Origin of the sequence: Streptomyces sp. NPDC002994, assembly GCF_040611155.1 — a bacterium.
In the GTDB taxonomy this organism is placed as follows: domain Bacteria; phylum Actinomycetota; class Actinomycetes; order Streptomycetales; family Streptomycetaceae; genus Streptomyces.
The window spans coordinates 1-23,123 of record NZ_JBEXNQ010000022.1; the positions used below are offsets into that span (position 1 = coordinate 1).

21 protein-coding genes are annotated in these 23,123 nt (G+C 69.7%); 15 read left to right on the forward strand and 6 right to left on the reverse strand.

The window, feature by feature from the left end:
• Window positions 1-175: 175 nt before the first annotated feature.
• A complete protein-coding gene (locus tag ABZX79_RS26565) occupies window positions 176-1,459 on the reverse strand; it encodes an amino acid deaminase (protein ID WP_355262626.1) in 1,284 nt (427 codons plus the stop codon).
• A 141-nt stretch (window positions 1,460-1,600) separates the two neighbouring features.
• Between ABZX79_RS26565 and ABZX79_RS26570 the strand changes: the two genes are divergently transcribed.
• The 5 genes from ABZX79_RS26570 (at window position 1,601) to ABZX79_RS26590 (ending at window position 5,931) form a co-directional block, all read left to right on the forward strand.
• Window positions 1,601-2,680, forward strand: coding sequence for a sugar kinase (locus tag ABZX79_RS26570; protein WP_355262629.1), 1,080 nt, complete (start codon window positions 1,601-1,603; stop codon window positions 2,678-2,680).
• Complete coding sequence (locus ABZX79_RS26575) at window positions 2,677-3,444, forward strand: IclR family transcriptional regulator (RefSeq protein WP_355262632.1); 768 nt, start codon at window positions 2,677-2,679, stop codon at window positions 3,442-3,444. The genes ABZX79_RS26570 and ABZX79_RS26575 overlap by 4 nt, the downstream gene beginning before the upstream one ends.
• Window positions 3,441-3,860 (forward strand): RidA family protein, encoded by a 420-nt coding sequence (locus ABZX79_RS26580; RefSeq protein WP_355262635.1) that lies wholly within the window; start codon window positions 3,441-3,443, stop codon window positions 3,858-3,860. Before ABZX79_RS26575 ends, ABZX79_RS26580 begins: the two co-directional genes overlap by 4 nt.
• A gap of 126 nt (window positions 3,861-3,986) precedes the next feature.
• Entirely contained in the window at window positions 3,987-5,471 is a 1,485-nt protein-coding gene (locus ABZX79_RS26585) for a gluconate:H+ symporter (RefSeq protein ID WP_355262638.1), read from the forward strand.
• A gap of 73 nt (window positions 5,472-5,544) precedes the next feature.
• Entirely contained in the window at window positions 5,545-5,931 is a 387-nt protein-coding gene (locus ABZX79_RS26590; RefSeq protein ID WP_355262641.1) for a hypothetical protein, read from the forward strand.
• Window positions 5,932-6,026: 95 nt separating this feature from the next.
• On the opposite strand, the gene ABZX79_RS26595 is transcribed toward ABZX79_RS26590, so the two are convergent.
• Entirely contained in the window at window positions 6,027-7,367 is a 1,341-nt protein-coding gene (locus ABZX79_RS26595; RefSeq protein ID WP_355262644.1) for a M14 family metallopeptidase, read from the reverse strand.
• 226 nt (window positions 7,368-7,593) lie between these two features.
• On the opposite strand from ABZX79_RS26595, the gene ABZX79_RS26600 reads away from it, so the two are divergent.
• On the forward strand, window positions 7,594-8,910 hold the full coding sequence (locus tag ABZX79_RS26600) for an Nramp family divalent metal transporter (RefSeq protein ID WP_355262647.1): 1,317 nt from the start codon (window positions 7,594-7,596) through the stop codon (window positions 8,908-8,910).
• A gap of 249 nt (window positions 8,911-9,159) precedes the next feature.
• Here the strand turns inward: ABZX79_RS26600 and ABZX79_RS26605 are convergent, their stop codons facing one another.
• From ABZX79_RS26605 to ABZX79_RS26615, 3 genes are all read right to left on the reverse strand, one after another.
• Window positions 9,160-10,827, reverse strand: a complete 1,668-nt coding sequence (locus tag ABZX79_RS26605; RefSeq protein WP_355262948.1) for a glycoside hydrolase family 18 protein — start codon at window positions 10,825-10,827, stop codon at window positions 9,160-9,162.
• 109 nt (window positions 10,828-10,936) lie between these two features.
• The gene (locus tag ABZX79_RS26610) at window positions 10,937-12,079 is read right to left on the reverse strand and encodes a DUF1152 domain-containing protein (protein WP_355262650.1); all 1,143 of its coding nucleotides are present in this window, start codon (window positions 12,077-12,079) and stop codon (window positions 10,937-10,939) included.
• 103 nt (window positions 12,080-12,182) lie between these two features.
• A complete protein-coding gene (locus tag ABZX79_RS26615; protein WP_355262653.1) occupies window positions 12,183-13,628 on the reverse strand; it encodes a radical SAM protein in 1,446 nt (481 codons plus the stop codon).
• A gap of 306 nt (window positions 13,629-13,934) precedes the next feature.
• Here ABZX79_RS26615 and ABZX79_RS26620 point away from each other — a divergent pair, with 306 nt between their 5' ends.
• From ABZX79_RS26620 to ABZX79_RS26635, 4 genes are read left to right on the forward strand one after another with little or no spacing between them, the layout of a single operon-like run.
• On the forward strand, window positions 13,935-15,221 hold the full coding sequence (locus ABZX79_RS26620) for an ATP-grasp domain-containing protein (RefSeq protein ID WP_355262656.1): 1,287 nt from the start codon (window positions 13,935-13,937) through the stop codon (window positions 15,219-15,221).
• A 5-nt stretch (window positions 15,222-15,226) separates the two neighbouring features.
• Window positions 15,227-16,510: an ATP-grasp domain-containing protein gene (locus ABZX79_RS26625; RefSeq protein WP_355262659.1), complete on the forward strand. Its 1,284-nt coding sequence runs from the start codon at window positions 15,227-15,229 to the stop codon at window positions 16,508-16,510.
• A complete protein-coding gene (locus ABZX79_RS26630; RefSeq protein ID WP_355262662.1) occupies window positions 16,507-17,778 on the forward strand; it encodes an MFS transporter in 1,272 nt (423 codons plus the stop codon). Before ABZX79_RS26625 ends, ABZX79_RS26630 begins: the two co-directional genes overlap by 4 nt.
• Window positions 17,775-18,782: a GNAT family N-acetyltransferase gene (locus ABZX79_RS26635; protein WP_355262665.1), complete on the forward strand. Its 1,008-nt coding sequence runs from the start codon at window positions 17,775-17,777 to the stop codon at window positions 18,780-18,782. Before ABZX79_RS26630 ends, ABZX79_RS26635 begins: the two co-directional genes overlap by 4 nt.
• Here ABZX79_RS26635 and ABZX79_RS26640 read toward each other — a convergent pair.
• Window positions 18,753-19,151: an ATP-binding protein gene (locus ABZX79_RS26640; protein WP_355262668.1), complete on the reverse strand. Its 399-nt coding sequence runs from the start codon at window positions 19,149-19,151 to the stop codon at window positions 18,753-18,755. The two genes, ABZX79_RS26635 and ABZX79_RS26640, sit on opposite strands and share 30 nt — an antisense overlap.
• A 113-nt stretch (window positions 19,152-19,264) precedes the next feature.
• On the opposite strand from ABZX79_RS26640, the gene ABZX79_RS26645 reads away from it, so the two are divergent.
• The 5 genes from ABZX79_RS26645 (at window position 19,265) to ABZX79_RS26665 (ending at window position 23,030) form a co-directional block, all read left to right on the forward strand.
• Complete coding sequence (locus tag ABZX79_RS26645) at window positions 19,265-20,116, forward strand: helix-turn-helix transcriptional regulator (protein ID WP_355262671.1); 852 nt, start codon at window positions 19,265-19,267, stop codon at window positions 20,114-20,116.
• Window positions 20,097-20,393 carry a DUF397 domain-containing protein gene (locus ABZX79_RS26650; RefSeq protein ID WP_355262674.1) on the forward strand — a complete coding sequence of 99 codons (297 nt, stop codon included), beginning with the start codon at window positions 20,097-20,099 and terminating at the stop codon, window positions 20,391-20,393. Before ABZX79_RS26645 ends, ABZX79_RS26650 begins: the two co-directional genes overlap by 20 nt.
• A gap of 192 nt (window positions 20,394-20,585) precedes the next feature.
• Window positions 20,586-20,993: a YciI family protein gene (locus ABZX79_RS26655; protein WP_355262677.1), complete on the forward strand. Its 408-nt coding sequence runs from the start codon at window positions 20,586-20,588 to the stop codon at window positions 20,991-20,993.
• Between the two features lie 8 nt (window positions 20,994-21,001).
• Complete coding sequence (locus ABZX79_RS26660; protein ID WP_355262951.1) at window positions 21,002-22,147, forward strand: DUF6596 domain-containing protein; 1,146 nt, start codon at window positions 21,002-21,004, stop codon at window positions 22,145-22,147.
• 82 nt (window positions 22,148-22,229) lie between these two features.
• Window positions 22,230-23,030 carry a hypothetical protein gene (locus tag ABZX79_RS26665; RefSeq protein ID WP_355262680.1) on the forward strand — a complete coding sequence of 267 codons (801 nt, stop codon included), beginning with the start codon at window positions 22,230-22,232 and terminating at the stop codon, window positions 23,028-23,030.
• Window positions 23,031-23,123: the final 93 nt, after the last annotated feature.

The following is a 23,123-nucleotide window of genomic DNA, read 5'->3' on the forward strand; positions in this document are numbered from 1 at the left end:
CTCTCAGCCCCTCCGGCGTTTGAGGAGCGGGGTCTGGGGCGGAGCCCCAGCAGCCCACCCCCGGCCGCTTGAGCCCGTCCGGCGTTTGAGGACCGGGGTCGGGGGCGGAGCCCCCGTTCGGGAAGGGGCGGGGTGGGGTAAACGCGCCGCAGGCCCGTCCGCTCCCGCGCCGGGGCTAGAAGAACGTGCGGATGTAATCCGTCACCGTGCCGTCCGCCTCGACGACAGGGATCAGCTGCCACTTGTCGAACGACGTGCACGGGTGGGACAGCCCGAGGCCGAGCCAGTCGCCGACCTCCAGGTCTGCCCCCGGCTCCGTACGCACCCAGCCGTGCTGGTCCGACAGCCCGGTCACCGTGATGCCGGCCGCAGAGCGGAACTCCCCCGTCCGGGCGTCCCGTACCGCCTGCGCCACCGGCAGGTCGAGGTCGTACGCCGCATCCCGCTTGCCCGCGTTGAGGAAGGCCTGCTCCGGGGTGGGCCGGGACACGACCTGCGACCAGAGGCGGAACGCGGGCTGGAGCTCGCCCTCCTCCGCCACCCGGTTGAACGGGGTGAGCCGGCGGTAGTGGCCGTCGTCGTGCGACACGTACGCACCGGACCGCAACAGCTTGAGCACCGGCAGCGAAAGCTCGGGGATCTCCGCGAACACCTCCGCCACCGCGTCGAACCACGCGCTGCCACCCGCGCTGATCACGACCTCCGACGAGTCGGAGAACCGGCCCGCCTCGTCGAAGTCCGCAGCGAGAGACACCAGTTCGCGCAGCCACGCGCGGACCTTGTCGCCGTCCGCCTGCGGGACTTCGCCCTCGTACCCGGCCACACCGACCAGCCGCAGCGTGCCGCCCGTGGCCGCCACCGCGTCCGCGACCGCCGCGCAGTCGGCGGCCGTCCGGGCGCCGGTACGGGCCCCCTCGCCCGCGCCGAGCTCGACGACCACGTCCAGTGGGCGCGAGACCGAGGCCCCCTGAAGGGCCTCCGCCATCAGCTCCACGCCGCGCACCGAGTCGACGTAACAGATGAAGCGGAAGTCGGGGTCGGCGTCCAGTTCGGCGGCCAGCCAGCGCAGCGCTGCCGCGTCGACGACCTCGTTGGCGAGGAAGATCCGCTGGATGCCGTACGCCCGGTACACGCGCGCCTGGTGCGGCACGGCGGCCGTGATGCCCCACGCTCCGCGCTCCAGCTGGCGTGCGAAGAGCTGGGGCGACATGGACGTCTTGCCGTGCGGTGCGAACGCGAGGCCGTGGCGCTCGGCGTACGTCTCCAGGAGCGCGAGGTTGTGCTCCACCGCCTCGGCGGAGAGCGCGAGCACGGGGGTGGTGAACCCGCCCGTGAAGAGGTTGCGGCGCTCGGCCGCCAGCTCGCCGACCGTCAGGCCTTCGGCGTCCGGCGGGAGCGCCTTGAAGCGGTGGTCCACGCGCTCGTCGGCGAGTCGTCCGACCGGGTTGCCTGTGGCCATGGGAGTCTCCTGATATGTCGTGTTGCAGCATATGCAACGACCATTGCGCATATCGCTGAACGCTGTCTAACATCCGAGCCGATGCAGGGTCAATGGTGAGTCAGTGTGAGTCAGTGTGAGTCAGTGGTGAGGAGCCCGATCGTGACCGCGCCCGCGGACGAAGCAGCAGCAGTGGTGGATGTGGTCTGCCTCGGCGAGTCCATGGTGACGTTCCTGCCCTCCCGGCCCGGCCGCCTCGCCGACGTACCCTCCTTCGGCCGCGGCATCGGCGGCGCCGAGTCCAACGTCGCCTGCGCCCTCGCCGCCGCCGGGCACCGCACGCGATGGGTAGGCAGGGTCGGCGCCGATGGTTTCGGCGACCACCTCGTCGACGCCGTCGCCGCGTACGGCGTCGACACCACCGCCGTCCAGCGTGACCCGCACCGCCCCACCGGCATCTACTTCCGTACGGCGACCGACCGCGAAGCAGACGGCTTCGAGGTCGTCTACTACCGCGCCGGGTCGGCGGCCTCCGCGATGTCCCCGCGGAACATGCCGCTCGACGAGCTGGCCGCCGGCCGCGTACTGCACCTGTCCGGGATCACGGCCGCGCTGTCCGCCGACTGCCTGGCCCTGATGCGTGCGCTCACCGCACGCCGCCCCGGCCGCCCCCTGGTCTCCTTCGACGTCAACTACCGCGCCCACCTGTGGAGGAGCGAGGCCGAGGGCCCCCACGTCCTGCTCGACCTCGCCCGCGGCGCGGACCTGGTCTTCGTCGGCGAGGACGAGGCGCAGGCGGCCTGGGGCGTCCGGGGCGCGGCCGAGATCCGCCGGGCCCTGCCCGAGCCGGAGGTCCTGGTCGTCAAGCAGGGCGCGGCCGGCGCGACGGCCTTCACCCGGGAACCGACAGCACCCGACACCGGCACCGACACCGTGACCACCGTCCCCGCCCTGCGCGTCGACGTCGTCGCCCCCGTCGGCGCCGGGGACGCCTTCGCCGCCGGGTTCCTCTCCGCGACCCTGCGCGGTCTGCCCGTACGCGAACGGATCCGGCACGGTCACCTCATGGCCGCCGCCGCCCTCACCGTCCCCGGCGACCTCGGTACGCCACCCTCCCGCGCCCACGCCGACCGCCTCGCCGCACTGGACGCGGACGCCTGGGGGACACTTCGTCTCGGCCCCGGCTGGACCGACGTAACGCAGCCAATGGGCGCCGCCGACCAGGAGGTACGTACCCCATGAGCCAGACCGTCGACCGCGCGCTGAGCATCCTGCCGCTGCTCGCCCAGGGACCCGCCGACCTCGGCCAGGTCGCCGAACGCCTCGGCGTGCACAAGTCCACCGCGCTGCGTCTCCTGCGTACCCTCCACGAGCACGGTCTCGTCTACCGGCAGCAGGACCAGCGCTACCGCCTCGGCGCCCGCCTCTTCGCGCTCGCCCAGGAGGCCGTCGAGAACCTCGACGTACGCGAGATCGCACACCCGCACCTCGCCGCCCTCAACCACGAGTGCGGGCACACCGTGCACCTCGCGGTCTACGAGGAGAACGAGGTCCTCTACATCGACAAGGTCGAGAGCCGCTACCCGGTACGCATGTACTCGCGCATCGGCAAGCCCGTCGCGATCACCGTCGCCGCAGTGGCGAAACTACTGCTCGCCGACCTCCCCGAAGCCGAGCGCCGCACCCTCGCGGAAAAGCTCGACTACCCCACCTACACGTCCCGTTCGACGCCGAACGCCGCGGCCTTCCTCAAGGAACTGGCGCTCGTACGCGAACAGGGCTGGGCCACCGACCTCGGCGGCCACGAGGAGTCCATCAACTGCGTCGGGGCCCCCATCCGCGGTGCGGACGGCCGGGTCGTCGCCGCCATGTCGGTGTCCGCGCCGAACGTCGTCGTGACCGCCGAAGAGCTCCTCACCCTCCTGCCGCTGGTGCGCCGCACCGCCGACGCCATCAGCAGGGAGTACTCAGGAAATACACCCCCGAAGGAAGCAGCAAGCGCATGAGCAGCAGCGTCGAGAAGACCGCGATCACCCCGTCCACCCACACCGCCCCGCCCGCCAAGTTCTCCCACGGCGTCCGCAAGGGCAACATCCTCCAGGTCGCGGGCCAGGTCGGGTTCCTGCCGGCGGTCGAGGGCGAGGCGCCGACCCCCGCCGGCCCGACCCTGCGCGAGCAGACCCTCCAGACCTTCGCCAACGTCAAGGCGATCCTGGAAGAGGGCGGCGCGAGCTGGGACGACGTGATGATGATGCGCGTCTACCTCACCGACACCGACCACTTCGCCGAGATGAACGCGATCTACAACGCCTACTTCGAGGAGCAGGGCCTCAAGGAGGCCCCCGCCGCCCGTACGACCGTCTACGTCGGTCTCCCGGCCGGACTCCTCATCGAGATCGACGCGCTCGCCGTCCTCGGCTGACGCGCGCCCCCTCTTCGCCGCTTCTCCGTACGTCGTCACGGCACGGCGCGCACCGCTCGGGCGCCGTGCCGCGATCCCCCCTGCCCCGAAACGCTTCAGCCTTCATGGAATTACGAGGTTCTCCTCATGTCCCTGCTCGCCGCCGCCACCGCCCCCGTTCCCGCGGAGACCCCACCCCACACCGGCGGTCTCCTCACCCTCATCGACGGCACCGCCGGTCTGCTGACCGTCGCGACCCTCGGTATCGCCCTGCTGCTCTTCCTGATCATCAAGGTCAGGCTCCAGCCGTTCGTCGCGCTGCTCGCCGTCTCCATCGCCGTCGGCCTCGGCGCGGGCCTCTCCGTCACCGAACTCTTCGGTACGGTCCAGAAGTCGGCCGTCGTCTCCGTCATCGAATCCGGCATGGGCGGCATCCTCGGCCACGTCGCGATCATCATCGGCCTCGGCACGATGCTCGGCGCGATACTCGAAGTCAGCGGCGGCGCCGAGGTGTTGTCCTCCCGCCTGCTCGGCCTCTTCGGTGAGAAGCGCGCCCCGCTCGCCATGGGCCTCACCGGCCTCATCTTCGGCATCCCGGTCTTCTTCGACGTCGGCATCTTCGTGCTCGCGCCGATCGTGTACGCCGCCGCCAAGCGCTCCGGCAAGTCGATCCTGCTGTACGCGATGCCGCTGCTCGCCGGCTTGTCGATGACCCACGCGTTCCTTCCCCCGCACCCGGGACCGGTCGCCGCGGCGGGCCTCTTCCACGTCTCGCTCGGCTGGGTCATCCTCATGGGCATCGTCTGCGGCATCCCCGCCGTGCTCGCCGCCTGGGCGTACGCCGCCTGGATCGGGAAGCGCGTCTTCGTCGAGGTCCCGCACGACATGGTCGAGGCGGCCGAGGACGCGAAGGCCGCCGTCATCGCGGAGCAGACCGCCGCGGGCCGCACCCCGCACGAGCAGCCCGTCTCGCTGCCCACGGTCCTCACCATCATCGGTACGCCGCTCGTCCTCATCCTCGCGGCGACGTTCTCCTCGATCGCGCTGGACCCGTCCACCCTGCGCTCGGTCGTCGAGTTCTTCGGCAACCCCTTCGTCGCCCTGACGATCGCGCTGCTGATGGCGTACTACCTGCTCGGCATCCGGCGCGGCTGGTCGCGCAAGTCCCTTGAGCAGGTGTCGACTTCGTCCCTCAAGCCGGTCGGCAACATCCTGCTGGTCGTCGGCGCGGGCGGCATATTCGGCGCGGTCCTCAAGGCGAGCGGTGTGGCCCAGGCCCTGTCCGACACCTTCAACGACGTGGGTCTGCCGGTCATCGTCCTCGCGTACCTGATCTCACTGGTGCTGCGCGTCGCGCAGGGCTCGGCGACGGTCGCGATCGTCACCACGGCCGGCATCGTGCTCCCGCTCGTCGAGAACGGCGACCACTCGCAGGCCTTCCTGGCGCTGGTCATCATGGCGATCTCGGCGGGCTCGATCTTCGCGTCGCACGTCAACGACGGCGGCTTCTGGATCGTCGCGAAGTACTTCGGCATCTCGGAGCGGGACACGCTGAAGTCCTGGACGGTGCTGGAGTCGGTGCTGTCGGTCGCGGGCTTCGCGGTCGCGGCGGTGCTGAGCCTGGCGATCTAGGTCGTCCCGGGGCGCGGTCTCGCCTGTCGGCGATACTGGGCCCCGGAAACGAGAGCCGAGGAGGCCGACCTCAGTGGACCCCCAGCAGCCGCAGCCGCAGTACCACCCTCAGCCGCAGCAAGGCTTCGGCCCGCCGCCCCCGGCCTTCGCTCCCGCGCCTGTGCCGGTGCCCGCCGGCCCCGACTTTCTGGCTGCGGATCGGCGTAACGCTGTCGTGGTCGACGCCGAAGGCGTGTCGCTGGAACGCAACGGCGCCAGTCTGGACTTCCCGTGGCGGGACATCCAGACCGTGCACTACAAGGCCGGTCCCGGGGGTGAGGTCCTGATGGTGGCCGTGGTGCTGCCCGACGGCCGGTTCTTCGAGGGAGTGGTCGCCGCCCGCAACCGGGCCAGGCTCCAGGAGTGGTTCACGGAACTCGCCCCGGTGCTGGGCTTCTACCTTGCGGGCCGAGGTCGCTAGCCGCTAGAGGGAGTCCTGCGGAGCTGTTCCCCGACCCGCCCCTTCCCGAACTGGGGCGGAGCCCCAGTTCGGGAAGCCCCGCAGGGGAGTCCGGCTCAGCTACCGGCGGCGCAGTACTGCTGCTCCTTGCCGATGGACCGGTACATACAGTCCGCGTTCTCCAGCAGTTGCAGCACCGCGTCCCGGTTGCGGCTGGTCTCGCGCTCGATCACCTCGTCGGGTGGGTAGAAGCCGCCGCCGGAGGAACTGCGCGGGTACATCTCGAAGGTGTAGCCGAAGATCTTCTGGATGCCCCAGAGATAGTCGTCGATCGACCCGTCCGTGATGTACAGGTCACTCGACTGCTCCGGCGTGTAGCCGTTACTCGCGGCCATCTTCCGCCCGACGGTGGCGAACGCGTCGCGGTCGTCCTGGGTCATGCCGGGCGCCGTGTCCGCATTGGTGTAGCCGAACGGCCACAGCACCAGCTCGCTGTACGTGTGGAAGTCGATGCCGGCCTTGATCTGCTGCTTCCCGCCGACGATCCGCGAGCGGACGAAGTCGGCGACGACCTTCACCTCGGGGGCCGACTCGGGCGCGCGCCCCCGGTACGTTTCCGAGCTGAACGATCCCGACGAGCCGCCGCAGCAGCCCCACTTGTAGTCCCAGTTGCGGTTCATGTCCGTACCGACGTACGAGGAACCGGTGTTGGGCTGCCGGTTCTTGCGCCAGCTGCGGTACGAGCCGGAGGCGATGTCGTACTCGCCACCGTCCGGGTTGAGGTCCGGCACGATCCAGAGCTCGCGGTTGTTCAGGATGTTGGTGACCCGGGAGTCCGAGCCGTAGCTCGCGCCCAGCTCGCGCAGCAGGTAGAGCGCCATCTCGACGGTCAGGTGCTCGCGGGCGTGCTGGTGGTGGGTGAAGAGGACCTCGGGCTCGTTCTCGTCGGTCGCGACGTTGTCGCTGATCTTGATGGCGATGAGATCGCGGCCCTGGTACGACTTGCCGATGACGCGCTTGCTCATGAGGTTCGGGTACTGCTGGAGGCGCTGGTTGATCTCCGCGTTCATCTCGGCGTAGTTGTGATAGCGCGAGTCGGCGGGCGGGAAGTCGAACGGTTCGACGGCCAGTCCGTTGGTACGGGCGGGCGGCCCCGGCAGCGCTTTCGGGGCGTATCCGAGCGCCTTCAGCCGCTTGAGCTGCGCGGCGTTGGCGCTCACGACGACCGAGTGGTCGTCGGCCTCGTCCACCGAGACTCCGGTGGCCGCGACGGCGGTACGGGCGGCGGCGGTGGCCGGGCCGTGGATCTCGTACTGCCTGATCACTTCTTCGGCGGTGGCGGCGGGGGAGGGTTTTCCCTCGGCCGAGGTCGCGCTCGCGGTAAGTGGCGCCGCCAGGGCGAGTGCCACGAGGGCCGCGAGGGTGGCCGGCCCTCTTCCGCGTATGCGAAGTCGCATGCTGTCTCCTGGGTGGGGAGTGTGGGGGTGTGCGACGCATGTGGTGCGGCAGTGCTGATGTACGGGAGTACGGGAGTACGGGAGTGCTGGGGCACATCGTGGGTGCATGGCATGAACCGGTCAAGAGTGAGGTTCGGCCATTACGGCTGGCTCCCGATTACCTCTTGCGCGATCACCCCCCGCCCCGCTTTGGTGATCTGGATCACCATCGGGGACAAGCAGGAGGGTGCCGGAGATGACAGGCACGACAGAGAGCGGCACGGGAGAGGCGATCTCCCAGCCGCGCAAGTCCAGTTGGAAGTACATCGGCCCCGGCATCGTCGTCGCCGCGACCGGTGTCGGAGCCGGTGACCTCGTCGCGACGCTGATCGCGGGCAGCAAGTTCGGCTACACGCTCATGTGGGCCGCCGTCATCGGCTGCGTCGTCAAGATCTCCCTCGCCGAAGCCGCCGGCCGCTGGCACCTCGCCACCGGCCGCACCCTCTTCGAGGGCTGGCGCAGCCTCGGCCAGTGGACCACCGTCTACTTCGCGATCTACGTCGTCATCTGGGGCTTCGTCTACGGCGCTACGGCCATGTCGTCCTCCGCCCTCCCCATCGTGGCGCTCTTCCCCGACGGGCCGAGCCTCAAGGTGTGGGCGATCGTCACGGGCCTGATCGGCCTGGCCTTCGTCTGGTTCAACCAGTACGCCGTCTTCGAGAAAGTCATGACGGTGCTGGTCGGCGTGATGTTCGTGGTCGTCGTGTACGTCGCGGCCCGCGTCGGCCCGGACGTCGGCGCGTCCTTCGCCGGCCTGGTCCCGGTCCTCCCCGACGGCTCGCTCCTCTACACCCTCGGCCTGATCGGCGGCGTCGGCGGCACGATCACCATGGCGGCGTACGGCTACTGGGTGAACGCCAAGGGCTGGACCAACTCCGGCTGGATGAAGGTGATGCGCCTGGACAACCGGGTCGCGTACATCACCACCGGCATCTTCGTCGTCGCGATGCTGATCGTCGGCGCCGAGCTGCTGCACTCCTCCCAGCTCGCCCTCACCAAGGGCGACCGCGGCCTGATCGACCTCGGCAAGATCCTGGAGGACCGGTACGGCGCCGTCACGGCCAAGCTCTTCCTCGTCGGCTTCTTCGCGACGTCCTTCTCGTCCCTGATCGGCGTGTGGCACGGCGTGAGCCTGATGTTCGCCGACTTCGTCGAGCGCCTCCAGCGCGACCGCAAGGGCGCGCCGGTCGACGTCGGCACGGCGCAGGAGGTCGCGGCCGGAGTGAAGGAGCGCTCGCTCCCCTTCCGGGCGTACCTGCTGTGGCTGACGTTCCCGCCGATGGCACTGCTGTGGCTGGACCAGCCGTTCGGCCTGGTCGTGGTGTACGGCGTGCTCGGCGCGTTCTTCATGCCGTTCCTGGCGCTGACGCTGGTGTGGCTGCTCAACTCCTCCCGTACGCCCGCGGAATGGCGCAACGGCATGCTGAGCAACGTGATGCTGGTGGCGGCGGGCCTGCTGTTCGTCGTGCTGTGCGTGCAGCAGCTGCGCGAGCTGCCCTGGTGACGATCCTCTCGCGGCTGATGCCGGAAGATTCCCACCAGCTACCCGTGGCGGGTAGCTGGTGGGGCTTCACGCGTCCGCCTCCGCCGGTGGGCGGGACCTAGCAGTGCACGCACGGGCGCGCGCAACGTTCGTCCGAGGTGATACGGCGCCCCTGCGGCGACCGGGCCGAGATCATGATGTGCCGCAGCCGGAACGCACGCGGCAGCGCCGCCGGGGGAGCGGCGGCGCTGCACCGGGAACGGGTTGCCGTTACGGCAGGTTGTGTACGTGCGGGCCCACCGCGTTCGACCAGGCGTTGCTGGCCGTCGCGTCCCAGTTCGTGGACCACGTCATGGCGCCGCGCAGACCGGGGTAGGTCTTGGCGGGCTTGAACGATCCGCAGCCGGTCCCGCGCGTCAGGCAGTCCAGGGCGCTGTTCACGATGGACGGGGAGACGTACCCACTGCCCGCGCCCCGCGTGGACGCCGGTACGCCGATGCCGACCTGGCTCGGCGCCAGGCCGCCCTCCAGCTGAATGCAGGCCAGCGCGGTGAGGAAGTCGACGGACCCCTGCGCGTACACCTTGCCGTCGCAGCCCAGCATCGAACCGCTGTTGTAGTACTGCATGTTGACGACGGTCAGGATGTCCTTCATCGCGAGCGCCGTCTTGAAGTACTCGGTGCCGGTGTTCTGCATGTCGATGGTCTGCGGCGCCATCGTCAGGACGAGCCCGGAGCCGGCCTTCGCGGACAGCTGCCGCAGCGCCTTCGTCAGGTACGTCGAGTTGATGCCGTGTTCCAGGTCGATGTCGACGCCGCTGAAGCCGTACTCCTGCATCAGGGCGTACGTGCTGTTGGCGAAGGCCGTCGCGGAGGCGTCACTGTTGATCGTGACGTTGCCCTTCTCGCCGCCCACCGAGATGATCACCGACTTCCCGGCCGCCTTCTTGGCGGCGATGTCGGCCTTGAAGTCGGCGACTCCCGCGTATCCGACGGCCGGGTCGAGGTTGAAGACGATCTGGCCCGGCGTGGCGGTCGAGTCGGCGAACGAGACGGCGATGATGTCGTACTGCGCCTGTACGTCCCGCAGCTTCTGCACCGTCGCGCCGTTGTCGAAGTTCTGCCAGTAGCCGGTCAGCGCGTGCTTGGGTACGCCGGGCCCGGGCCCGGGGTTGCCGCCGCCGGGTGCCGTCCGGCCGCTGACGGTCGCGGACTTCGGGGACTCGCCAGCCGAGTTGGTCGCGGCGACCTGGAAGTCGTACGCCGTGTCCGCGGCCAGCCCCGAGACGGTCGCCGAGGTGCCGGTGACGGACTGGACCTTCGTACCGCCGCGGTAGACGTTGTAGCCGGTGGCGCTACTGACGCCGGACCAGGAGAGCGCGACGGACGACGACGTGGTCGCGCCGACCGTGAGCCCGGCGGGGGCGGCCGGGATGCCCGGCTCGGGGTCGGTGCCGCCGCCGCCGTCGGGGCCGAAGACCGAGAGGTCGTCGACGTAATAGGCGCTCTGGCCGTACCAGCCGTGCGTGTAGACCGTCACGGACGTCGTGGACGGCCCGGCCTTGAAGCTCGTGGTGAGCTGCTTCCAGCCGGAGGAGTCCGGTGTCCAGGTGGAGACGTCGGTCGTGCCGGTGCCGCTCGCGCCCAGGTAGGCGTACCCGCCCTGCACCCAGGCGCTGAGCGTGTACGTCGCACCCGGCTTCACCGTGACGGTCTGCGAGCAGCGGGCGTTGTCCTGCCCGCCGGGGGTGGCCTTGAGGGCAGCGGCGCCACCGTGGGCGGGGGAAGAGACGGTGGCGCCGCTGCCTGCGGAACAGGCCCAGTTGCTGAGCCCGGACTCGAAGCCGCCGTTCTTGGCGACGTTCAGGTCGGCCGCCTGGGCGGCGGGTGCGGCGAGACCTGCGGTGACGACAACGGCCGCGGTGAGGGCAGCCGTCAGGGCGTGGCGGGGGAGTGGTAGGCGGTCCACTTGCTGCCTCCGGTGGGGGAGTTTGGGGGAGGAGACGCTGGGACGGTGGCCACCGTTTGTTGTTGGTCGTTAAAATGGTTCAGACCAATTGAGTTGTCAAGACCTCTGGCACAGAAGGGGATTGGCGGGTGGCAAGCAGCGGGAAGTCGTACAGCTGTGGGCGGTGCTCGGCGACGACCGCCCGCAGTCGTGAGCTCTGCGACCAGTGGAAGCCCAGCGCCTCGGTGGCGCAGCGGAAGGTGACGTACTCCAGGCCGGGCGGGTTGTTCCGGGCCCGGACCTCGGTCAGCCAGGTGTCGAGGTGGGGCAGGGCGTCTTCGATCCGTTCCGTCACCGAGATCTCCTGCTTGCCGATCCGGGCCCTCTCACGCTCGCGCTCGACCTCGGAGAAGCCGTACGTGTCGATGCTGACTTTTTCGGCGGCGTCCAGGGTGCCGGGTGAGGCGTCGTACAGCGCGCGGGCGAGGGGGCTGAGCTCCAGAACCCGGTCCAGAGCGATCCGGTACACCCGAGCACTCGCGTCGGTCAGCGGAACCGGTGCCCCGGTGTCCCTGGTCACGCAGGCGCCCCGCAGTCCCCGGGCCGCCGCCGCCAGCAGGGCGCTGGCCTCGGAGGGGTGCCAGTCGAAGAGACCCTCGGCCCATACGGTGTCCCCGGGGCCGAGGGTGAAGTAGTCGTCGCCCAGGCGCGGCAGCAGCTGCCCCTCGGGCACTTCGCTGTCGAGACCGGGGCCGGCCAGGTACACGGTGGCCGGGACTCCGGCGGTGCGGCACGCGGCGACGGCCATGGCGTCCGGGAGCGGACTGGCGAGGGTGGGCTCGTCACCCCGGGCGACGATGTCACCGCCCACGTCCACGATCCGGACCTCGTCGGCGCCGCAGAAGTCGGCCGCCTCGGCGATCTGCCGTGCCAGGCCGGGGATGCCCGCGTACGGGTCGAGCAGCCCCAGCCGTACGGGAAGCTGCCCGGCGAGCCGCGGCAGGGTGGATCCGGCGGGCGGGACGGGCGCCGAGTCCGGCTCGACGACGTACACGTGCGGGGTGAGTCCGCGCAGTCCCGTGAAGTGGACGGGTCCCAGGGGGCCGGGGGTGGGGTCGACGGTCAGCCGCTCCCAGGCGTAGGTGAGGACGACAGCGTCCTCGTGAGGCGCTGTGGCCTGGTGGACGAGTGCGGTGCCGATGGGGTCGCCTCCCCCTCCGGCGGCTATGAGCAGTTGGGTCACCGGGGTGCGTTTCCTTTCGTGACGGGGCAGCGACGCGCCCCGGCCCGCAGGCCGGGGCGCGTCGCCCGGAAGAAGTGAGGGACTGAAACGAACTCAGGCAGGCTCAGGCCGGCTTGCTCACTGTGGCGCGGCTCGTGATGCCGGAGATGCGCAGCGGCTCGCCCATGACCTTCTGGGCCCGCTTGTTCTGCTGGTGCAGGTTCTCGTAGTACTCGCGGTCGAGGTCGACGACGTCGTCGGAGAAGAACATCCACGACAGGATGTCCCGGTACTTGAAGCCGTCCGGCGTGAGCTGGACGCGTCCGCCGGGCAGGCGGAGCAGCAGCCCCGTCTCCTCGCCCGCGGAGATGACGGGCTCGAAGAGGTGGGCCTTCTCCTGGTACCCGAAGCGGTCGAGCTCGCGCAGATTGAGGTCGAACAGGTCCAGGACCAGCCGCTTGCGGATGTTCTCCTCGGGGGTGAGGACGAAGCCGGTCTGCGGGGTCAGCTGGTGACTGCGCGCCTTGTCGATGTAGTTGCCGATCTCGGCCATGCTCGGCTTGACACTGCCCACCATGTAGTCGAGCACGCTGGAGTAACTGCGCGCGCCGACGCCCAGGCCGAGCAGCGGTACGCCGTGGAAGGTGAGGACCTTCTGCGCGTATCCGCCCCGGCCCAGCTTCTTGTAGCGGACGTTGGACTCCTGGACGTAACCGGCCTCGCGGAAGACCTGGTTCGCGTAGTCGTACCGCTTGTAGAGGTCGGGATTCCACATGTACTGGTAGGCGCCGGTCTTGGAGAACCAGGCGTCCGGGCGGACCGTAAGGAAGTACGTACTGATCGTTTCCGGGCTCAGTGCCGCGAGTTCGTCGACGGACTGGCGCCAGCTTTTGTCGGTCTGCCCGGCGAAGCCCATGATGAGGTCGGTGCTCAGGTCCGGGAGATTCTTTTCCCGGGTGATCTCGATGGCGCGCCGGATGACCTGCTCGTTCGCCTGGCCACGGCCGGCATCGCGGATCTCCTGGGGTACGAGCGACTGAATACCGACGTTGGCCCGGGTCAGGCCCAGGCGAATGAGCCCTTCGAGGGTGTCGGGTTCATTGACGATGGAGTCGGGAGTGGCCTCGATCGCCACTTCCTCGACGGTGCTCCGCCAGTTCGGGTAAATCTCGGTGATGGTGGAGAAGAGCTGCTCGAAGTGGCGCAGTGAGAGCAGGCTCGGGGTGCCGCCGCCGATGTAGATGGTCCGCAGCCTGCGGGCCTGGATGACCTCTGTGTGGTCGCGTAACTGCGTGCACAGGGCGTCCATGTAGGCGTCGTAGACGTCCTGGTCCTCGGATATGACGGTGTAGAGGTTGCAGAACCCGCATTTGTATCGACAGAACGGGACGTGCAGATAGAGGTTGAGTTCCGGTGTCTGGTGGTTCTCGAGATCCTCCGCCCAGATGTCGCCGACGTTCCACGAACTGTCCAGGGGGCGGTAGGTCGAACGTGACGGATAGGAATAGTTGAATGGCGGAATGACACCCTGCTCGATGTAGCTGCTGAGCACATTGGTGATGTCGTTCACGTAGTTCCCCTCGTCGGTGCCTGAGTGGACCACGTCAGTGAATCCGCGTACCGACGGGTACTGGAGGGTCGGGAACCACCAATTCTCCACTCGTGTCGGCGCACAACCCTGTGTGGACCTCCGAAATTGCGGCAAATCGCGTACACCGGGCGTCCCTATCCACTATGTTCCGCCGCCTCACCCCACTTGGGCGTAGCTACAAAACAACTGGGCCGATCGGGCCGCGCTTTGGACTTCGCGCTGATGGCCGCCTCCGACGAGCGTGCTGTCTACTGTTCGCCACTACCTGAACGGGGGCGGCAGCACGTGAAAAAGGTCCTGCTCATAGAGGCATTGGCCAACTCCGGCGCGTATTTGGTCGAAGCCGCGAATGGTCTGGGGATCGAGGCGTTCGTCGCGACGCACGCGGACATCTACGACACCTATCCCGAGGCGCTGCGGCGGGGATTACGCGGCGCCGTGTTCACCGATCTCGCCGACTCGCAGCGCGCGCTCAACGACATGGAGGCGTTCTGCCGCGCGGAGGGCATCAACGGTGTGGCGGGGTGCTGGGAGTTCTTCACCCCCCTGGTCGCGCAACTGGCCGCGCGGCTCGGGCTCCCCGGGAACGTACCGGAGCTGGCGGCCGCAGGCCGGAACAAGGCCGCCATGGCCGAGGCGTTCCGCGCGGGCGGCGTTCCCGCCCCGGCGACGGTGACCGCCCGTACGTGCGCGGAGGCGGTCGAGAGGATCGCCCGGGCGGGCATGGGATACCCCCTGGTGGTCAAGCCCGCCGAGCAGGGCGGCTCCTGGGGCGTGTCGGTGGTCGGCTCGGCGGCCGGGCTGGCGCAGGCGGTACGGGAGGCCCAGGCCTGGCCGGTGGCCGAGCCGCACCAGGTGAAACTCGACCAGCGGGTCGTCGTACAGGAGTACGTGAGCGGCGCCGAGTACAGCATCGACACCATCGCGTCGAAGGGCCGCTTCCGCCACATGCCCGTGGTGGAGAAGCACACCACGGGCGGGTCCTTCCGCGCCGAGCTGGGGCACACCGCGCCGGCGCCCCTCCACCGCGACGTGCTGCCGCGCGTCCACGCCGTGACCGAGCGGGCGCTGACGGCGCTGGGCATACGCGACGGCGTGGCGCACACCGAAGTCAAGATCGCGTCCCACGCATCCGACCCGGTGGTGCTGGAGGTCGGCGCCCGGCTGCCCGGAGACCACCTCGTCGACGTCGTACGCCACGCCTGCGGCGTCGACGAGGCACGCGCGTACCTCCAGGCCGTGCTCGGGGAGCGCCCCGACACCACGGCCACCCGTGATCATGCGTGCGCGATCCGCTTTCTGACGCCTCCCCGTGCCGGGATCTTCCGGGGAGTGCGGGTCCGGGGCCCGCGGGAGGAAGGTGAGGAAGGCGTGGAGCGCCACATTTCCGTGGAGCCGGGTACGCCGGTGCGCGATGCCCGTGACAACTCGGCCCGCGTCGGGCACCTCCTCGTCACCGCCGGGACTCCGGCTCAGGCGAACGCCGCCGCCGCGACCGCGCTCGCCGGCACATCTGTCGAAGTCGAAGTCGAAGTTGAAGACGAACCCGAAGTCGAAGCCGAAGTGAGCTGATACCAATGCGGCGACGCATCGCCTTTCTGCGGTCCGTGGACATCCAGCGGGCCGACCCCTACATCCACGGCATCGCCGGTGTGCTGCGCGCCCACGGCGCCGAGGCGAGACTGTTCCACACGCACGGCACCTGCGCCCCCGGGGAATTCCCCGGAAGCGCGGAGAAGGTGGACGCTTCGGCGACGCCGGACGAGATCGTCGAGCGGTTACGCCGCTGGGGCGCCGACGGCGCGATCTCCATCTCCCTGCCGGACGAGAACGCGCTCCGGGACTCCGTGATCAAGGACAAGCTGGCGGTGTACGGCATCCCGACGGTGATGACGCCACCGGCTGCCACGCGGGCGCTGTGCGACAAGTGGGAGACCAAGCGCCTCCTCACGGAGCACGGGCTGACCACGCCGCCAGGTGTCCTCGTCGACGGAGACCTGCTCAACGGCCGCGGCCTGCCGGTCCCGGCGTACGCGGACAGCATCCGCCTCGCCGCCCGGGACGTCGGCTACCCGCTCCTGTCGAAGCCGCTGTGGGACAGCACCAGCATGGGCATCCGCTTCATCGACAGCCCCGAAGCTCTTGACGACCTTCTCATCGACGCGCCGAGCGGCAACGTGATCCTCGAACGGTGCGTCGTCGGGGAGCTGTGCACGGTGGACATCGTCGGCGCGGAGGGCGAGTACCGCGTACAGCCTCTGTGCTGGACGGGTACGGCCGGTGGCCCGCCGGTCTTCACCTTCGCCGACCTGCGGTACTGCGGGCCGCGCGAGAGAGCCGACGCCGACTTCCGGCCGGTGGCGGAGCGCCTGAAGAGCATGTGCGCGGCGCTGGGTGTTCAGGGCTCCGTCAACGTCGACATGATCTACAGCGACGGCGTCTATCACGTGCTGGAGGTCAACCCACGGATCGGCGGGGCGACGACACTGTCCATCGCGGCCTCGGGGCACAACACGTTCGAGTCGCTGGTGCACATGCTGCTGGGTGACTGGCCACGGCCGGACGGAGCGGGTGAGAGCCCAGGAGGCCCCGGCCGCTGGGCGCTGGAGTGTCTGATCAGCAACCCGACGCCGGAGCTCGTGTCCCAGCTTCGGTCCCGCGTCGACCTGGTCACGGCGCACGACCTGATCATCGACGGCGAGAACCACGGCGGCATCATGACCTTCACCTGCCCGCGTGGTGACGAGGCCCGGGTGACGAAGGAGCTGGGGGAACTCGCCGCCGCTACCGGCTTCATCGCTCCGGAAATGCTGGAGAAGATCCGTAATCTGCTGACACCGGCAGCCTCGGCAGCCCGGTGACCGGCGCCACGCAGACACGCCAGGGCAGCCGTATCAGCAGGGCGGCACACGCCTGGGGGCTCCCCGATGTGTCCGGCGCGGGAAGATTCGTCGCCGCGAACGTCGTGGACAGCCTCGGCACCGGGCTCGTACTCGCCTTCACCGTCGTCTACTTCGCGAGCACCACGCCACTGTCCCTGGCAGCGATCGGCGCCGCGCTGACGACCGGCCATCTGCTGGCGTTACCCGCGCCGGCACTGGCCGGCGTACTGATGGACCGGTACGGGCCCCGCGCCGTCGTCGTATCCGCCAATCTCGTCTCGGCCGCCGGATTCGCCGGAGCCCTGTTCGCCGACAGGGCGTGGCACGTGGGCGCCGTGTACGCGGCGATCCAGGGCGGCATCAACCTGTACTGGACGGCGAGCCGTTCGCTCGTGGCGCTGGCCGCCGCGCCCGATCAGCAGCGCTTGTGGTTCGGCTTCCTCGGCGCGCTGCGCAACGTGGGGCTGGGCGCGGGGGCCGCGGTCGCGTCGGTCGTCCTGGCGGTGGCGGGGAGCGGCGGGCTCCGCGTGCTCGTCGCCGTGAACGCGGTGACGTTCCTGTGCGCGGCCTTCCTCTTCGGTACGTGGCGGCCGGCGGGGAAGGGAGATGTGGGGGCGCAGGCGCCGGAACCGGAGGACTCTCCCGCCACCGGCGGCAGCTGGCGCGACGTACTGCGCGACCGCCGCTATCTGCTGCTGGTGGGTACGAACCTCGCCTTCGTCTTCGCGCAGATGGTGCCGTCCGTACTGCTGGCCGTCTACATCACCGAGAGCCTGCACGCGGGAGCGTGGATCGCCGGCGCACTGCTCGTGATCAACACCGCCGCAGTGGCGCTGACGTCGACCCTGGTGACGCGGCGTGCCCAGAGTTACGCGCCGCACCGCGTCATCGCCGTGGCGTTCGCGCTGAGCAGCGGAGCCTTCGTGCTGTTCGCCGCGCTGACGGGCGCACCGGGGTGGCTGGTGGCCGCCGGCCTCCTCCTGGCGGTCCTGGTCTTCACCCTGGGCGAGATCCTGTGCTCGCCCGCGCTGAACGAACTCAGCGTCACCCTGGCGCCTGCCCTCCGTCAGGGCCGCCACCAGGCTGCCTTCCAGTTCTCCTGGTCGGCGGGGAGCGCCGTGGCGCCGGTCCTGTTCACCGCGCTGCTGGACCGGCACGCGGCACTGCCGTGGGTGTTCCTGGCACTGGTGAGCGTGCTGGCCGTACCCGCCGCGCTGACGCTGAAGGAGAGGAAACCCGCATCGTGAGACTGTCCTTTTCCCCCACCCTTGCCGCCGTCCCGCGCGAAGGGTGGGACGCCCTCGCCGGCACGGCGGGGCTCTACCTCAGCCACCGTTGGCTCACCGCGCAGGAGAGCGACCCCACCGCGCGACCGCATTACGCGCTCGTTCACGACGACGCGGGCGCCCTGGTCGGGGCGACACCTCTGTACGTGGTCCACTCCGAGCCCAACGCCCTCTACCGCGTGGCCGAACTCGTCCCCGGCGCAGCCCCCGAGCAGCGGGTGGTGGTGGCGGGCGCCCGGCGCGGATACCTCAACGCACCCCTGCTCCACCCCTCGCTCGAACCGGGCGAGCGGCGGCGCTGCCTGGAGCTCCTGGTCGAAGCCGCGCACACGCTCGGAACACGCCACGAGGCGCGACCCTGGTGGCTGTACGTGAAGGACTCCGCCGCCAAGGAACTGGCGGACGTCTGCGGCACGGACCCCGTACACCTCCAGCAGGACGCCGCCATCCCGCTGCCGGGCTCGTCTTTCGACGACTACCTGCGCACCCTGCCTTCGAAGCGCCGCGTGGTCATCCGGCGAGAGCGGCGCGCGTTCCAGGAGGCGGGTTACGAGGTCCGCGAGCTCAGGCTGTCGGACTGCGCCGACCGGGCGGGCGAGCTGCTGGCCGGACTCCAGGACCGCCACGGCCACGGCTCGGACCCTGCGGCCATGGCCGGCCTTCTTCGCCAACAGGCGGACGGAATGGGCGACTCCGGGACTGTACTGGGCTGCTTCCTGGGAGGCGTGATGGTCGGCTTCAGCCTCTTCTACCGTTTCGGCGGCACGGTATGGGTACGAGCGCTCGGCTTCGACTACGCGCGGCTGCGCGGCGCCGAGGAGTACTTCAGCCTGGCCTACTACCTCCCCGTCGAACACGCCTACCGGAGCGGCGAGACGGAACTGCACCTGGGGATGGACTCGATCCGCGCCAAGGCTTTGCGTGGCGCCGAGGTCTCACCACTCTGGGCGATCGCCAACGGATGACAACTCGCACCAGACGGTCTTGCTGTCGGCCCCCTGCCGAATCCCCCAGCGCAGAGCGACTGCGGCCAGCAGCGCCATTCCGCGCCCGGACTCGGCGTCGTCGACGGCCAGTAGGTGCACGGGCAGAGCACGGGGGTCGGGGTCGGTGACTTCGACGCGGGTGGTGCGGCGGTCCCGCGTCTCGCTCACCCGGAGCGTTACGGGAGTGCCTTCACCGACGTGCGTGATCACGTTGGTGAGCAGCTCACTGACGCAGAGCTGCACGTCGGCACATGGCCCACCGAGGTGCTGGCGCACGGCGCGGCGGAGTTCGGGGACTGCCTTGGGGATGGCGAGGAGTTCGACGTGGAGGTGGGTGGTGGGGATCACGGGCGTACGCCTTCCAGTGCACTGTGTGACGAATTGCTCACACAGTGACGCGATCCGCCCTACCGTAGAAGGGCTTTGGGGTCCACACGGGTAAGCGTGGAAGGTGATCAACTGTGGGACGGCGTAAGGATCTTGATGCGTCGCTGAGCGTGCCGTCGTTCTACGGTGGTGAGTTGCGCTGGAAACGGGAGCAGGAGGGGCTGACGCTTGCTGATGTCGTGGAGGGCAGCTTCTACAGCCCCACGCTCCTGAGCGAGATCGAGCTCGGCAACCGGCGAATGCCTGCGGACCTGGCCCAGCACGTGGACCGTGTACTGAAGACGGACGGTTTTTTCGAACGGCGCTGCGAGGACGTACGCAGGGCCCGCAGGGGCGCGCATGCGGAGTATTTCCTCAACACGCTGGAACTTGAGAAGCGGGCCCAGGAGATCGAAGAGTGGGCGCCTATGCTCATTCCCGGCCTTTTGCAGACGGGAGCCTATGCGCGGGCGGTCATCGAGTCGGCTCACCCCATGCAGCAGCCGGACGAGGTCGACGCGAAGATCACCGCTCGCCTGGAACGGGCGCAACTCTTCGAGGACCCCAGGGTCCCCGAGTTCTGGTGTGTTCTCCACGAGTCGCTGCTGCGGCAGCCGATCACCGGCGACGAGGCGATGGCCGAACAGCTGGACAGCATCGCGGCGTTGGTGCGCAGGCGGCGGATCGTTCCACAGATCGTTCCGTGGAACGTTGGTGCGCATCCCTTCATGATGGGCATGACGAAGCTCATGACCTTCGATGACGCCCCGCCGGTGGTGTACACCGAGGGCATGTACAGCGGGCAGCTCATCGATGAACCGGCACTCGTGAAGCTTTATGCGAAGGCATACGCTCGGCTCAGGGCTGCCGCGCTGCCGCCAGCGGTGTCCCTGGCCATGATCGAGGCTGCGGCAGAGGACTACCGAAATGGCAAGCAGCGAGAGTGACTTCAGCGCCGCAGTGTGGCGTAAGAGCAGCTACAGCAACGGCGACGGCGGCGACTGCGTAGAGGTCGCCGAGCGCTTCCCCGGCGCCGCGACGTGGCGTAAGAGCACCTACAGCAACGGCGACGGCGGCGAGTGCGTCGAAGTCGGCCACGGCCTCACCGGCATCGTGCCCGTACGCGACAGCAAGACTGCCCCCCACGGTCCCGCCGTCGTCGTCCCCGCCCACGCCTGGGCAAGCTTCGTCGCGGCGGTCCAGCGGGGCCACCTCACCGCCTGAGCGTCATTCGGCGGTCCACTTGATCCATCCCGGTGGACGCCAGGCCATGCGCGCTCACCGCGGCAGCGATCGGTCAGGTTCATCTACAAGAGCCAAAAAAATTCGGACGGTGATGTCGAGAACGCGTGACCGGCTCCGTCCCCGGAGTGAACGCGACCACAATGGGTCGCACCAGCACCGAGGAGAACCACCATGGCCAAGTACTTGCTGCTCAAGCACTACCGTGGCGCCCCGACTGCCGTCAACGACGTGCCCATGGACCAGTGGACGCCGGAGGAGATCTCGGCCCACGTGCAGTACATGCGCGACTTCGCGACCCGGCTGGAGGGGACCGGCGAGTTCGTCGACGGTCAGGCGCTCGCCCCCGAGGGGACGTTCGTCCGGTACGACGGCGAGGGCCGCCCGCCGGTCACCGACGGCCCGTTCGCCGAGACCAAGGACCTCATCGCCGGCTGGATGGTGATCGACGTAGACAGCTACGAGCGTGCCATCGAGCTGGCCGGGGAGCTGTCGGCCGCCCCCGGGGCGGGCGGGAAGCCGATCCACGAGTGGCTCGAGGTGCGCTCCTTCCTGGCCGCGCCGCCCACCATCACGGAGTGACCTCGCCAATGAACGAGGCCCTGCTCCGAAGCCTCACACCGAGCGTGCTCGGAATCCTCGTCCGCCGCGGAGCCGACTTCGCGGCGGCCGAGGACGCCGTACAGGACGCGCTCATCGAGGCGTCCGCCGTCTGGCCGACCGACCTGCCGCGCGACCCGAAGGGCTGGCTGGTCACCGTGGCCTGGCGCAAGTTCCTCGACGCGACCCGCGCGGACGCCGCCCGCCGCCGGCGTGAGGACCTCGTCGACGAGGAGCCGGCGCCCGGGCCCGCGCCCACGGTGGACGACACGCTCCAGCTCTACTTCCTGTGCGCCCACCCGTCGCTGACGCCGTCGTCGGCGGTCGCGCTCACGCTGCGCGCCGTCGGCGGGCTGACCACGCGCCAGATCGCCCAGGCCTACCTGGTGCCCGAGGCGACCATGGCGCAGCGCATCACCCGGGCCAAGCGCACCGTTTCCGGCGTGCGGTTCGACCAGCCCGGCGACGTCGCCACCGTGCTGCGCGTCCTCTACCTGGTGTTCAACGAGGGCTACTCCGGCGACATCGACCTCGCCGCCGAGGCCATCCGGCTCACCCGGCAGCTCGCGGCCGCGATCGACCACCCCGAGGTGGCGGGGCTGCTCGCCCTCATGCTGCTCCACCACGCCCGGCGCACGGCCAGGACCGCACCCGACGGCAGCCTGGTGCCGCTCGCCGAGCAGGACCGCAGCCGGTGGGACACCGAGTCGATCGCCGAGGGCGTCGAGATCCTGCAAGCGGCCCTCGCCCGCGACCGGCTGGGCGAGTTTCAGGCCCAGGCCGCCATCGCGGCACTCCACGCCGACGCGCCCACCGCCGAGGAGACCGACTGGGTGCAGATCGTCGAGTGGTACGACGAGCTCGCGCGCCTGACCGACAGCCCGGTCGTCCGGCTCAACCGCGCGGTGGCCGTCGGCGAGGCCGACGGACCGCGCGCCGGCCTGGCGGCGCTCGCGGCGCTGGACGACTCCCTGCCCCGCCACGCCGCGGTGGCGGCGTACCTCCACGAGCGCGACGGCGACCTGGCGACGGCGGCACGGCTGTACGCCGAGGCGGCCCAAAAGGCACCCAACCTCGCCGAGCGCGACCACCTGACGCGCCAGGCCGCCCGGCTCAACGCCCGCCGGTGGCGCTGACGGTTCGGCTGCGCGAAAGCGGCTCACCCGGCGGCTGTGACCGAGATCAGGAGTGTCAGTGCCCCGTGCAACACTGCGGCGCATGTCTCTCATCCACCTGACTCTTGACCAGTGGCGGTCACTGGACCTGCCCGCCGCGCGACGAGTGGTGCAGGAGGCGGCGGACCAGGTCGGCGGCCGTGTGACGCTCCTCGAAACCGTCGAGCACCTGGGCTCCCCGCTCCACCGCACGCACGTGGAACGGGACGGGCAGGAATTCGCCCTGATACCCGGCGGCACAGTGAGCCTCGGCTTCGACCTCGACGCCTGGCAGCCGACCCCCGAACAGCTCGCCGACTACGCGGACAGCCTGAGCGAGGGCTTCGGCCACGAACCTGACCTGAAGAGCCACCTTGCCGAGCTGCTCAGCCCACGCCGGACCGTCACCCTGGCCACGGTCCTCATGGCGGTGGAGGACGAGAACCTGACCGATCTTCCTGCCGAGATGCCGGCCCTGCTTGCGGCGCGCGGACTGCGGATGCCCAGTGCCGACGAGTGGGAACACGCCTGCGGAGCCGGAGCCTCCACCCTGTTCCGGTGGGGCAACCAATGCTCCCTCGACCTCACCCCGTACGAGGACAACACCGGCCCCCAGCACCAGCTGAACGCCTTCGGTCTGCGCATCGCATACGACGTCTACCACGCGGAGCTGAGCAGCGACGTCACCGCCGTCCACGGCGGAGACGGCGGCGAGGCCGTCTGCGGCGGATACGGCAGCCTGCTGGCGTGGCTGCCCCTGGCCACCGCCAACCGCAACCCGTACATGGCCGAGTTCGTACACAGCCCGGACGGAGAAGACCTCTACGAAGACTTTTCCACCCGCCCCGTCCTTACGCTCGCCTGAAGTGGACCGGCCGCCTCACAGGAGACGGAGCGCGTGACCGACTGGACAGGCCGTACTCCGCGCTGGGTGGTGATGCTGGTCTTCACCATCGCA

Bases quoted from the DNA above. Each gene is read 5' to 3' on its own strand.
- ABZX79_RS26565 (WP_355262626.1), bottom strand. From the start codon at position 1,459: ATGGCCACAGGCAACCCGGTCGGACGACTCGCCGACGAGCGCGTGGAC.
- ABZX79_RS26575 (WP_355262632.1), top strand. From the start codon at position 2,677: ATGAGCCAGACCGTCGACCGCGCGCTGAGCATCCTGCCGCTGCTCGCC.
- ABZX79_RS26580 (WP_355262635.1), top strand. From the start codon at position 3,441: ATGAGCAGCAGCGTCGAGAAGACCGCGATCACCCCGTCCACCCACACC.
- ABZX79_RS26585 (WP_355262638.1), top strand. From the start codon at position 3,987: ATGTCCCTGCTCGCCGCCGCCACCGCCCCCGTTCCCGCGGAGACCCCA.
- ABZX79_RS26595 (WP_355262644.1), bottom strand. From the start codon at position 7,367: ATGCGACTTCGCATACGCGGAAGAGGGCCGGCCACCCTCGCGGCCCTC.
- ABZX79_RS26625 (WP_355262659.1), top strand. From the start codon at position 15,227: ATGCGGCGACGCATCGCCTTTCTGCGGTCCGTGGACATCCAGCGGGCC.
- ABZX79_RS26650 (WP_355262674.1), top strand. From the start codon at position 20,097: ATGGCAAGCAGCGAGAGTGACTTCAGCGCCGCAGTGTGGCGTAAGAGC.
- ABZX79_RS26655 (WP_355262677.1), top strand. From the start codon at position 20,586: ATGGCCAAGTACTTGCTGCTCAAGCACTACCGTGGCGCCCCGACTGCC.
- ABZX79_RS26660 (WP_355262951.1), top strand. From the start codon at position 21,002: ATGAACGAGGCCCTGCTCCGAAGCCTCACACCGAGCGTGCTCGGAATC.
- ABZX79_RS26665 (WP_355262680.1), top strand. From the start codon at position 22,230: ATGTCTCTCATCCACCTGACTCTTGACCAGTGGCGGTCACTGGACCTG.